We start from the raw sequence: 12,283 nt of genomic DNA, 5'->3' as shown, positions 1-12,283 counted from the left end.
CCGGATTTGGCCATTTTTTATGATTCTTTTCGTTGAATAGCTCGCTATTCGCCTCAAATAATCATAAAAACTGTCTCAAACCGGACTTTTTCTCGCTACGGTCGGCTAAGTCCGACAGACTCCTAGTAGACAGTATTTTTACAGGTTTGGGTCGACCATGTGGTTGTATATCCATTCACCCAGTTGCTCCATCTCGAATGGCCAGCTGATTTCTTCACCCGTGTCCGTGGCTATAACCGGAATTCTCACACCATAACGTTCAATCAAAGCATCAGATTCACTGATTTCGACCGAAGACCAATGGAATTGGCTATGAAGTTGTGGATGTTGGCCGAGAATATTAAGGAATTCCTCTGCGTGATCACACAGATGGCAACCGGATGTGGTATAGAGAGATAAGTGCAGCACAAGTTTTCCTGAACAGCGGGAGACTAAGTCAGGTACAATTGTACCAGTTCGCACCGATTTATGGAGCCTGCCTGATTTCCTGTTGAGCAGGCTCTGTATTGAACTTTCTTCCAGTCCAATAAAGATAACCAGGTCTGACTAACGATGGACTTTACCTTTTTCAATCAATTGATGTTAATTCTGGCTCTCTCCGTGGGAGCCATAGCGTTGTTTCATCGCCTGAATCTACCAGAAAGCCTCGGCTATCTGGCAGTAGGTATCGTAGTAGGCCCCACCGCTACTGGCTTAATTGATCATAGCTTTGATATCAGCCTGCTGGCCGAAATAGGCGTTGTTTTCCTTTTGTTCACACTGGGTCTTGAGTTTTCCCTTAAACGTATCAAGTCCATGAAACGGGAAGTTTTTGGGCTCGGAGGGGTTCAGGTCTTACTCTGCGGGGCTGGAATATTTGCTGCTCTGCTGGTAGTCGGGACACCTGTAAAAGAAGCGTTGATAGTCGCGGCAGCGCTGGCCTTATCTTCTACCGCCATTGTTTCCAAGGAACTCACCCAGAGTAATGAGATTCGCAGCCGTCAGGGACAAATGGCCATTGGTGTGCTTTTGTTCCAGGACATTGCGGCGGTATTGTTCCTTATTCTGGTACCTGCTCTGGCTGGAGCCGGTGATAAGTCTGTTCTCACCACCATCAGCATGGCTCTGTTCAAGGGTTTGCTGTTTGTTCTGGCCATGATGGCCATTGGAAAATGGGTTCTGCCTCGAGTCTTTAATGAGGTGGCAAGAGCGCGATCCGAAGAACTTTTTGTACTGACCGCTCTCATGATTGCATTAATGGCGGCCTGGTTAACCCACGTGCTGGGTTTGTCTATGGCACTGGGCGGATTCATTGCCGGCATGATGATGGGAGAAAGCAATTACAAACACCAGGTTGAAGCTGATATTCGGCCTTTCCGGGATATTTTGCTGGGGCTGTTCTTTGTTTCTGTAGGCCTGATGCTGGATTTAAACATCCTGCTGAAATTCTGGCCTGCGATCATTCTGGGCACAGTGGGTCTGGTTATCTTCAAGCTGGGTGTCATCACCCTTCTGGCGAGAATTCTGAAAGAGAAAAAGAGTACGTCTCTTAAAACCGGTCTGGCGCTGGCTCAAGGTGGAGAATTCTGCTTTGCACTGATTGCTCTGGCTACACAGTATGGGCAGACAGGCGGCGAGAGAGCTTCAGTGGTTCTTGCGATCACCATACTGTCTATGATCATTGCGCCTCTGCTTATCAGAAACAGCAGTCGAATCGTCAATATCCTTTACAAGAAACAGGAAGCCATACAATCACAGATTGATCAGGGCGATATTGAGCAACGGGTATCCCATATCAATCAACACACCCTGATTTGTGGTTATGGCCGTGTGGGACAAACCATCAGCCGATTTCTTGGGCAAGAGAAATTAGCCTTTATCGCTATAGATGATGATCCGCTCCATGTTCATGAAGCCGGTCTGGCTGGAGAACCGGTATTTTACGGTGACTGCCGTCGACTTGAACTGCTGGAGTCAGTCGGTTTGAAACGTGCAAAACAGGTCATTGTCTGCATCGATCGCAGTGAGAATGCCCTGGAAATTGTCAAAACAGTTCGCTCTCATTATCACGATATTCCTATTCTGGTGAGAACTCGTGATGACACTCTGACAGCCACTCTCAAGGACGCTGGTGCAACCGCAGTCATTCCAGAAGTGCTTGAGTCCAGCCTGCTGATTGTTAAGCATGTACTACTCATGCTCGGTATGGACCGGAATCAGGTCAGAGGTAAAATCCATACGGCCAGAGAAAAGCAGTACGATATTCTCAATAGCTACTACCCTGGCTACGAAGATGTGCTGGCTGATAGTGACGAAACTTCTTTGCGTCATGCGGTGAACGTCTGCAGTGGCAACACCTGTGAAGGGTTGAATCCTTGTGAATTACCCCTGGAGAAAGATGTCTCTGTTGTTGAGGTAAAACGTGGAGGACAAAGCCTGGATCCCGGAGAAGTCGAGACCCTTGAGCAGGACGACATTGTCATTTTGACAGGCCCTCTTGCTCCCATGCAGCAATCCGAAAAAAATCTTATCTGATCGAAGCAGCAGCCCTGAAATAAGGGCTGCGTATGTATTCTGCTCTCAAAGACCGCCCTGCCGTCCATAATTCTCTATGGAAATGAATAAAAACTTACATAATAAAAATAAGTTAATTAATTTCAATCCGATACAAGAATGACCGCATAGTGATTCAAACAGCCACTATAATATTTCTTCCTAAGGACTTAGAAAAAAACAAGGAGTTAGCAGAAACTTATATAATTCAGGTGAATATATGGCTACTCGATCGACTCAGCGCTTTCTACCTTTGTGTTTTTTGCTGATGTTGATCCTGATCACTAAACCTCTTGAAAGCCATGCTTACTTCTTCGATTTTCATCTGCCGTCCTATATCTCAGGGATGGACGATCATGCCACTCCTCCTGCATCAGAGCCTCCTGAGAATGTCACCATCATTCAGCAGGAAGAGTCCTTCTTTTGTAAGGACTACCAGACAAATTATGATGAGTTTAACAGCCAGTCGTGGACTTCTTTACTCAAATTAGGCGTATTTGCCATTCCCGGCGCGGCATTGACTTATTTTATGGCTGGTGGGGTCAATCCAGATAATTACTGGCACAAGCCAGTCTTTCTTCTGAATCTGGTCATCATTCTCTCCTGGTCAATTCCCCAGACCAGTTATACCAATGAATACGCTTTACCACCTGTAAAAAACCGTAAGGTTGAAAAAACAGCCAATCACATAGCAACTGTTGGCAGTAACAGTACCCAACTGTACAAAGAGGAGTCTGCAGCAGGCTATGCCATCACAGGGCTTTCATTTGCAGGATTGAATCTACTGGCTGATCTTTATAATGCGAATAATCCATCTCCAGGGCCAGGCGTGAATTCTCTTGAGAACTTCGCTATTGGAGCCAAGTCCATTGGTTTTACCAGCAATATGGCGTCAGCACTCAGAACCCGTTTCAAGAATAACTATCTGAGTAAAGGCTACACAAACTATGAAGCGACTGCTGCAGCATCTAGGGATGTAGCCATTATCTATACCGCAGCACTGGCGGGCGTGGTCAAAACCGGATTGCTTAATTCGGAAGCACTTCAGGGGATCAATGCGGGTGATATGGAGAGATTCTCTTGGGCCATGGCCCATTATGTTGGTAGAAAATACTACCATGTGTCTCTCTCTGCAGGCCTTATGATCAGCGCAGCGTACGAAAGTATTGGCTCGCTTGAAAACTATTGCATGGCAAATTTTGATCAGGTTTTGCCCTACTCCCATTATGAAGAGTCAGAAAAGCTGGTTTTGTGTAAAGGGGTAGCTTCTGTTTCTGTAGCTAGCATCAGCGGTCTGGCTTTACTGAAATATTCCAGTGGTCTGACCTGGATATACCTCACAAATGCCGCTGAAGCCTCTGGTCTGGTAGGCACTGAAATGGCGATCACTATGGGGCGAAACATGTTTGATCACCCCGTGGCAAAAGATACAGCGGGTTTGACTATGGGTGGCGCTTTAACTGCAGGCTCACTTTATCTTAACCTCTATTATTTCCCTGGATTACTTATGACAAATTTTGTCCATGGTTCCGGGTTGATCATGATCTACGAAGGCGGATCCACACTGGTCAGTCACTCTTACCCTGCTGCAGGAAAAATCCTGGCACTTGGGCACACAGTTATGGGCAATTATGACTACGTGTGCAAGCCAAGAGTGAATCCTGATGTCAAAGCCATCGCTCATTAGGCCCAATAATAATTTAAGCCGTTCTGTTGTTTAAGGATGCTCCATGCAATCAATGGTCAGACTACCTTTTTTATTGGCAATATTTTTGTTATTGAGTATTGAGTCGATAGCAGTTAGCAGTCATGAAGACAGTATTCCAATATTAAAGCCTACAGTCATGCCTGAGGCCCAACAACTTTTTAATAAGCTGCTGGATAAGGAAGCAAGTTCGTTTCAAGGTATCTTTGAAACCAACTCAAACAGTAATAAGAACACCGACAATGCGGTTGTTCTCAGGCTGCCGGCAATGAGCATGATTAATGCCATGGCTTATGTGCAAAATGAACTGCATACGCACAATAAAGGACGAGAGCTGGCTCAAAGTTATGTGCTTGAATGTGATCAAACTACACACGAATGTGAAATGCAGATTCATTTTTCTGAGAAAGATCTGCCAGATGAACCTGTTGTTGCAATATATCAATTCAAAGTTCTAACGGAATTTGGGCCAGTAACAACAGAAACCGTTGAAAACCTGACAAGCAAACCTGAAGGCAATAATAGCCAGGAAAAAGAACAATCAGAACCATTTTGTGAGAGAGACTATCCCTGCCCAACACCAAGCTCCAGTTACATCCCCAGACCCAGCCCTACTGTAGATGGTTCGATGAGTTCAGAAACGTTCCCGGCACTTTCTGAATCTGACCTTCCTGCTCTTGAACCAAACTGGTATGAGAAGCTGTCTATTTATCAAAACATACACACTTCTGACACTTTGGTACTGCGCAATAACATTATCTACTACACCGGTAAATCATTACCTCTGCTTCTTGATCTTTTAAACTCACTGCTTTTCTATGCAGGAACCATAAATACCAGTTATGGATACTATTCACACTTTGCCAATACTCAAGTACTGGCAGAGATTCTTGCACTGGGCGATAGCTTACCCAGAGTGATTAACGATCATAACCTGGTTCTGGTGACTCCTCAGGCTGACGCAACAGCCTACTCATTAGCTGCAGCCATCTATGTAACCTACAAATACTATTGGAATGATCTCGTACTGAATAAAAAGAAGATGAGCCAGGCCGATGTTCGCGTTTTCTTCGCCTGGAAACTCTTTGCCAATATTGCGACCAAAGCATTGAGTGAATTGGGTGAATATCGGTTGTTTGCTGATGAAAGTGATCCTGAAATAAGAAAAATGAAGGCCTCAGTTTTCACTAGTCTGGTAACGGCTATGCCCTACGGTGCCAAGCTGGTGGTTTCTGTTCTGACAGGTAACAATTACGCTAATCATCTTCTTAAAGCGATTCCAGCTGATCATCTTCTTTCCTGCTCAATCAGTACCAATGGCAGTTGTATACAGCTGTTTTTTCACAGACTTCTGGGTGAAGCAGACATGACGATGAAACCTGCTATAGGGACTGAGCCAGCAATGAAAGTGCAGTCTGGCCTATCCTATCTACCTTCAGCTATTACCCAGGCGACCATAGGTCAAGTATGCAGCAGAGTGGGCTTGACTGTTGTTGGGAGGCATTATACCAAAGGGGCTGGTTATGCTCTGGTTGATGGCGTTGACAAGTATATGATCGCGCAGGGTAGTAGTGATTTAACGCGTTACACCGTGCTCACAGGGGGAGCTTTAATGATGAGTGCGGCAAATTACCAGTACAGTAAAGCCTTTGCGACTGGATTTAGTAGTCGTTATGCAAAATATATGATGATGTATGCTGCAACTGTTATTGGGACAGTCATAGAGTTTTATTTCCATACAACAATACTCAGATAAGACTGACTGAATAGAGTAGATTATTGGTATCTCTAATCACTTGCCATTTCACTCTCAGGATGTAATAAGATGAAATGGACGGGCTGATTAGAGATTTGTCATGGCTAAAGGTACAGGCTTTATATCCACGCTTCAGAGTGCTCTGGCGTCGGCATTTGGTGTCCAAAGTGATAAAAACAGGGCGCGGGATTTTTCGGAAGGCCGGCCGGCGCACTTCATTATCGCCGGAATAATCGGAACGGCACTCTTTATTCTGGTGCTGGTGCTGGTAGTGAAACTGGTGCTCAGTCTGGCGGGTTGAACTTATTGCTGACTGACCCAGTAAACGGCAGTAACAACGATCAGCATTATGATTGATATTGCGGCCATTGCATCTACGGTACTGTCTTTCATGGGTTTTCCCTGAGCCATTTCTCGTCCCCTCAATCAGTAGTTCATTAGTGTTACCCCAAACTAGCTGATTATCTCCTTTCAGGCAACTGCTCTCGTTTTCGTTATTGTCCAGATGAAAATATCTGGCAAGCTGGGCTTCGTCGGCTTCCCCTGAAAAACGGGCATAGCGATTCTTTTGCTCTTCCGTAAGAAATTCTACTTACAAACTCAGCAAACGCCCCTATCACGGACAGCATCAACGTTGCTATCTGCCAGTGTATGCCTATATTTTGGGTTCCTAAACCAAATAGCATAGGATTACGATGACAAGTAAGCCACTTTTTAGCCTTCTCGGTTTACCAGCCTTACTTACAGTATTTTCTTTTCAGTGTACTTTTGCTTTTGAAGAGCCTGAAAATATTACTCTGAGTTCTCATGGGTTGATGCTAAGTGAAGAAAAAGTCCTGCTTGGATTTGAAGGCTTTGATGTAATGACAGACGACACTCTGACACAACTAACTCCTCGTCATAGTGGTTGGTTGAAACTTTATTTGTCACTGGATGACATACAGGGTAATAATATTGTTTTCCCTGATGGTTCGATATTCCCAATTGATACCTCAATGGAAAATGACCTTATTTTTTGGCTGGAAGACAGAAATGTTCAAAGCGGCAGTGGTCACTTTGTTCGATTATCTCTTTCCTCTGACTCTGACGCTTTACTTCACTCTATTGTCAGTATCGATGGGAGAAAAATACATCTAGGTGCAATCAAGCAAGAACAAGAAAGAAGCAATAAAGACAGTTTGCAGTTGGAGAACCTCAAGCTGTCGGCCGTGGTTATAACCTCCTCTGATGAGGGCCGTTCTCCTGCTACCAGAGAAGATGATTTATCATCACTTTACTCTGATTATCCTGATAATGAACAAGACACTCCATACAGCAAAAAAAAACCTCCTCCTACTTATGGTAATGCTCAGATCCCGCTATTTAATCAGTTGGATGCCATCTCTGAAATAGCTGGCTCTATAGGTTCTCCTTGGTTAATCAGAGATGGAAGCAAGATAGATTTAGCCATCAAACAACTGCCCCAAATGCCATTATCCAAACAGTTCTATCTGGATAGCATTGTTGACAATTTGACCCATAGTGAGCGAATGGTACAAGTAAATATGCTATTTGTACCTCTCACTCCGCAATCACCCGATGCGGCTACAGCAGCAAATCTTGAAGCTCTGGAAACTATCATGAACTGGTTAGCAAAAGAGGTAGTTAATGCGGATGAAATGTATTCCATTCATCGGGCTTTACTTCAAACTCAAGGTGATTTCCAAGGAAAAGACATTTTCTTGAAAAACAATATTAATAAAAAAGGGCAGCTTAGAACCAAAAAGTTACTTCAAAGCTGGAAAAACAGAATGGGAGAGAAGTTGCCTGACGAACTCAAGAGAATTCTTCAGAGAATGGGGTACCGTTTTTCTCCAGAAGTCAGCAGTGCTTTTGATGAAATAGTCGCAACCCAAGATATGGTTAAAGGAACCAAGATAGTTGCATATCAGCCTAAAAGAAAAAAAGTAAGTACACTAAACTCGCGGTTAGCGGCACATCAACTTGCAAAGGAGTACCGGCCACCATTACCCGGAGTGACCTATGCGGATTCCTTCAATTTTTACAGTGTTGCTCAAGTTGGGCAAGGTGGGCAACAACTTGTAGCAGGGCCAGGCATTAGAGTTACAGGACTGCCGAACAACGTCAGGGTAGTTCAAGCTGTCAGTGACCCCTCAAAAGCTCAGCCCGAGAGGCGACTAGGAAAAGATGGAAAACTAGAGTTGCCTGCCAACGAGGAAGAAGAAGATAAGTGAAATGATATTTTAGTTTAAACCTAATACCCCTTCTCATTTGGGGCTGAGGTCCTTATCGTAACTTTTTGTTTCATTGGGCTTCAGCCCCCTAAACCCAAACAAAAACACCCTCAGAATCCCCTTCATTCATGCATTGGTCAAAACAGATATGCTGTTTTCATCTAGTTATATAAAAAAATTTTTTATTACTAAAGCCTATTTTGCTGGTATCGTTTGGGCTCCTGGTCGTGGCTGGAATCTGAATCGAGCATGAAACAGATTTCTGGATAGCTCGCCAACTCAATTAGAATAAATGATTCCCATGTATAAATACGATGAGTACGATCAGCGCATCGTCGACGAAAGAGTGAGTCAGTTCAGGGACCAGACTCGACGTTACCTCGCCGGTGAAATCGCAGAAGACGAGTTTTTACCCCTTCGCTTGCAGAACGGTCTCTATGTTCAGCGATTTGCCCCTATGCTGAGGATTGCCATTCCTTATGGCTTACTGAATACCCGTCAAGTCAGACGACTCTCGGAGATTTCACGCAAATATGACAAGGGTTATGTGCACTTCACAACCCGTCAGAACGTTCAGCTCAACTGGCCTTTACTTGATCAGGTTCCGGACATTCTGGCCGATCTGGCGGAAGTTGAAATGCACGCAGTCCAAACCAGTGGAGCTTGTATTCGTAACACCACTACGGACCAATTTGCAGGTGTTGCTCGTGATGAGATAGTAGATCCAAGACCCTGGTGTGAAATCATCCGTCAATGGTCAACATTCCATCCAGAATTCGCTTTTTTGCCCCGTAAATTCAAAATCGCCGTCTGTGGTTCTGAAGAAGATCGTGCTGCAACAATGGTGCATGATATCGGTGTTCACGCCTTCCGTGACAACAGTGGCAATGTTCGATTCAAAATCCTTGCCGGTGGTGGATTAGGACGAACGCCTATGGTTGCCAGTGTGGTCAGGGAATCCATAGAGCCTGAGCATTTATTGACTTACCTTGACGCTATCCTCAGAGTTTATAATCGCTACGGTCGTCGGGATAATAAATACAAAGCACGCATCAAGATTCTTGTTAAAGCCATGACGCCTGAAGTTTTCACTGAGAAAGTGGAAGCCGAATGGGAACAGATCAAAGACAGTGCGTCCCTATTGCCACAAACAGAAATTCAGCGTGTCAGCCAACATTTCATTGATCCTGAATATAAGGGCCTCACCGATCAGGACTTTAATGATCTGGCTTTGAGAGCTCCGGCAGGTTTTCAATCCTGGTTGAAGCAGAATGTATTCCCACATAAGAAACCAGGCTACAGTGCGGTCACCCTGACCCTTAAAGCCACTGGCGATGCTCCTGGTGATGTTTCTGCAGAACAGCTGGATGTTATTGCCGACCTGGCAGATCAATACAGTTTGGGAGAACTCAGAGTTAGCCATGAGCAAAATCTGATTCTCGCGGATGTTGAACAAACAGCACTGATTGAGCTCTGGGAAAAACTGTCTGCTGTCGGTCTGGGTACAGCCAACCGTGGTTTGTTAACCGACATGATCTGCTGCCCGGGTGGTGATTTCTGTGCACTGGCCAATGCTCGTTCTATTCCATTGGCAGAAGAGATTCAGCGCAAGTTTGACGATATTGACTACCTCCATGATGTCGGAGAGCTGGACCTGAATATTTCTGGTTGTATGAATGCCTGCGCTCATCATCACGTGGGTCATATCGGCATTCTTGGTGTCGACAGGAAAGGCATTGAGTATTATCAGATTCAGGTAGGTGGTTCGGCGGCCAAAGCAGCTGCTCTGGGCAAGATCCTTGGACCTTCATTCAAGCGTGAGGAAGTCCCTTCCGTCCTGGAAAAGATCCTCGGTGTTTATGTAGAACAGCGTCATGAAGATGAACTGTTTATTGATACCTGCCAGCGCATTGGCATAACCCCTTTCAAGGAGCGTGTGTATGGCCAGGCTGCTTAAGAATAATGAAGTCTTTGAGGAAGACTTCCTCATTCTGGAATCCGAAACCGACAGCAATGGCTCTTCAGACATTCTGCTGATACCAGCAAAGAACCTGGAGCAACACAAGGAATTGCTTGATCAAGAGCAGCAGACAGGTTTGTTTCTTGATAGTGATGATGAAGTAGAAGCTTACGCGGATGCATTGTCCCGCTTCGACCTGATCACGATCAATTTTCCTAAGTTCATGGATGGCAGGGGCTACTCTCTGTGCCGCCTGCTCAGGGAGCGCTATCAGTATCAGGGAGACATAAGAGCTATCGGTGACGTGCTCACCGATCAGATCTTTATGATGAAACGATGCGGTTTTTCGAGCTATTACCTGAGAGAAGATCAAAAGGCTGAGGATGCCATCAAGGCCCTGGATACTTTCACCCTCAGGTATCAGGGAAGCACTGATGACCCTGAACCTTTGTACCGAAAGAGAGCCTGATCCTTCATTATAAAGGCTGCAACCAGCAGCCCTGCTCTTTTCTTTTTTCTTCTCAGCGGCTTTAACCGATGTAATAGCCAGACCGCCTGCCACACTCCTTAACTCGACCTTATTGGGCTCATAGCTAGGGCCTGTCAGAAACCAGTCAATTTTAAGCCTTAATTTCAGAAAGAATGTACTAAAGCTTAAGTCCGACGGGCTCCTTAGGTATATACTTGATCTTTTAGCTTCATCCAAAATGCGGGCTGGAAGAGCCCTATTTATAAACAATCATTTATTTGGCGAGTCTAATGGAAAGTGGTTCCCTGCTATTCTCTTTCTTTCTTATTTTTAGTGGTGCTGCTGTACTAGCTACCGCTGCACTGTTTACCCGTCAACCTCTACTGGTCGCTTATATTGTATTGGGTGCTTTTCTAGGTCCTTATGGCATGGAAATGGTCACTGATACCGGGCTATTAAATGATATTGCCCATGTCGGAATCATATTCCTGTTGTTCCTGCTGGGGCTTGATATGCAGCCAGGCCACCTGGGACATTTGTTGAAAAAAACGGCCACAGTGGGACTAATCAGCTCCATTATATTTGCTTTGACAGGTTACGGTCTGGGTCTGGCTTTTGGTTTCACACAAAAAGAAGCCATCATTACCGGCGCCACGATGATGTTCTCCAGTACCATTATTGGCATTAAATTATTGCCAACCACGGTTCTTCATCACAAGCACACCGGCGAGATTCTTGTCAGCCTGTTGCTTCTTCAAGATCTACTGGCCATTCTGGTTCTGCTCTTGCTTTATAACTTCGATGGAGGCTTTGCCAACAGCAAAATGGATGTTTTGATGGCCCTTGCCGCCCTGCCGATGATTATTGCAGCTGCTTTTCTTGCTGTTCGCTACGCGCTTTTACCCTTGATGGCACGCTTTGACCGCTTCCATGAATACATGTTTCTGCTAGCTATTGGCTGGTGTCTGGGCTTTGCCGAGTTAGCGCATGCCTTGAATTTGTCTTATGAAATTGGCGCCTTTATAGCCGGAGTCAGCATAGCAACCAGTCCGATTTCACAATATATAGCGATTAATCTTAAGCCATTGAGGGATTTTTTCCTGGTACTGTTCTTCTTTTCAATTGGTGCCAGTTTCAATCTCAGCCTGATTGATCAAGTCTGGGTACCTGCCCTGATTATGACAGCAATTTGTCTGCTTCTTAAGCCGACGACATTTGGAGTTCTACTCAGAGCCAATGAAAAGAAATCGACTGCCTGGGAAGTGGGTTTCAGACTGGGGCAGACCAGCGAATTTTCTATTCTGATTGCAGTGCTGGCAGCAGGACAGATGCTTATGGGAGAGATTGCAGCTCATGTTGTACAGGCAACAGCGATCTTAACCTTGATCATCTCTTCGTACATTGTTGTATTTAATTATGAGTCTCCTATCGCAGTGTCTGAAAAGTTGCGAAGAGACTGAAATGCTTTGTAAGGCTAGAAAAAACCCCGCATGATCAGCGCAATGCTGTTCACTTAAGCGGTGCAGCATTGCGATTAACTGGATACCGGGTTTTAGACATCTTTACAATCCGGGGCCTACCTGGCCTCGGCTTTCTCACTAAAAACAAGCTACTAATACCACTTCTT

The 12,283-nt window shown here is 45.1% G+C and carries 9 protein-coding genes; 8 read left to right on the top strand and 1 reads right to left on the bottom strand.

Features of this window, described 5'->3' with window-relative positions:
• Positions 1-138: 138 nt before the first annotated feature.
• A complete protein-coding gene (locus ACR2PX_RS16050) occupies positions 139-408 on the bottom strand; it encodes a glutaredoxin family protein (protein ID WP_434000365.1) in 270 nt (89 codons plus the stop codon).
• Between the two features lie 144 nt (positions 409-552).
• Between ACR2PX_RS16050 and ACR2PX_RS16045 the strand changes: the two genes are divergently transcribed.
• The 8 genes from ACR2PX_RS16045 to ACR2PX_RS16010 all read left to right on the top strand — a co-directional run bounded on the left by ACR2PX_RS16045 (position 553) and on the right by ACR2PX_RS16010 (position 12,116).
• On the top strand, positions 553-2,514 hold the full coding sequence (locus tag ACR2PX_RS16045) for a cation:proton antiporter (RefSeq protein WP_434000364.1): 1,962 nt from the start codon (positions 553-555) through the stop codon (positions 2,512-2,514).
• Between the two features lie 238 nt (positions 2,515-2,752).
• Entirely contained in the window at positions 2,753-4,219 is a 1,467-nt protein-coding gene (locus ACR2PX_RS16040; RefSeq protein ID WP_434000363.1) for a hypothetical protein, read from the top strand.
• Between the two features lie 43 nt (positions 4,220-4,262).
• Positions 4,263-5,993 carry a hypothetical protein gene (locus ACR2PX_RS16035; RefSeq protein ID WP_434000362.1) on the top strand — a complete coding sequence of 577 codons (1,731 nt, stop codon included), beginning with the start codon at positions 4,263-4,265 and terminating at the stop codon, positions 5,991-5,993.
• 100 nt (positions 5,994-6,093) lie between these two features.
• On the top strand, positions 6,094-6,294 hold the full coding sequence (locus ACR2PX_RS16030) for a DUF2970 domain-containing protein (protein ID WP_434000361.1): 201 nt from the start codon (positions 6,094-6,096) through the stop codon (positions 6,292-6,294).
• Positions 6,295-6,688: 394 nt separating this feature from the next.
• The gene (locus ACR2PX_RS16025) at positions 6,689-8,227 is read left to right on the top strand and encodes a hypothetical protein (protein ID WP_434000360.1); all 1,539 of its coding nucleotides are present in this window, start codon (positions 6,689-6,691) and stop codon (positions 8,225-8,227) included.
• Positions 8,228-8,528: 301 nt separating this feature from the next.
• Complete coding sequence (locus ACR2PX_RS16020) at positions 8,529-10,184, top strand: nitrite/sulfite reductase (protein ID WP_434000359.1); 1,656 nt, start codon at positions 8,529-8,531, stop codon at positions 10,182-10,184.
• Positions 10,168-10,656: a DUF934 domain-containing protein gene (locus ACR2PX_RS16015; RefSeq protein WP_434000358.1), complete on the top strand. Its 489-nt coding sequence runs from the start codon at positions 10,168-10,170 to the stop codon at positions 10,654-10,656. The genes ACR2PX_RS16020 and ACR2PX_RS16015 overlap by 17 nt, the downstream gene beginning before the upstream one ends.
• A gap of 290 nt (positions 10,657-10,946) precedes the next feature.
• Entirely contained in the window at positions 10,947-12,116 is a 1,170-nt protein-coding gene (locus ACR2PX_RS16010; RefSeq protein WP_434000357.1) for a cation:proton antiporter domain-containing protein, read from the top strand.
• Positions 12,117-12,283 lie beyond the last annotated feature (167 nt).

This window comes from Endozoicomonas sp., from assembly GCF_051008435.1.
Classification (GTDB): domain Bacteria; phylum Pseudomonadota; class Gammaproteobacteria; order Pseudomonadales; family Endozoicomonadaceae; genus Endozoicomonas_A.
The sequence above is the reverse complement of the archived record's forward strand: the minus strand, read 5'-3'. Positions and strand labels throughout refer to the sequence as shown.

Bases quoted from the DNA above. Each gene is read 5' to 3' on its own strand.
- ACR2PX_RS16015 (WP_434000358.1), top strand. From the start codon at position 10,168: ATGGCCAGGCTGCTTAAGAATAATGAAGTCTTTGAGGAAGACTTCCTC.
- ACR2PX_RS16035 (WP_434000362.1), top strand. From the start codon at position 4,263: ATGCAATCAATGGTCAGACTACCTTTTTTATTGGCAATATTTTTGTTA.
- ACR2PX_RS16020 (WP_434000359.1), top strand. From the start codon at position 8,529: ATGTATAAATACGATGAGTACGATCAGCGCATCGTCGACGAAAGAGTG.
- ACR2PX_RS16030 (WP_434000361.1), top strand. From the start codon at position 6,094: ATGGCTAAAGGTACAGGCTTTATATCCACGCTTCAGAGTGCTCTGGCG.
- ACR2PX_RS16040 (WP_434000363.1), top strand. From the start codon at position 2,753: ATGGCTACTCGATCGACTCAGCGCTTTCTACCTTTGTGTTTTTTGCTG.
- ACR2PX_RS16025 (WP_434000360.1), top strand. From the start codon at position 6,689: ATGACAAGTAAGCCACTTTTTAGCCTTCTCGGTTTACCAGCCTTACTT.
- ACR2PX_RS16010 (WP_434000357.1), top strand. From the start codon at position 10,947: ATGGAAAGTGGTTCCCTGCTATTCTCTTTCTTTCTTATTTTTAGTGGT.
- ACR2PX_RS16045 (WP_434000364.1), top strand. From the start codon at position 553: ATGGACTTTACCTTTTTCAATCAATTGATGTTAATTCTGGCTCTCTCC.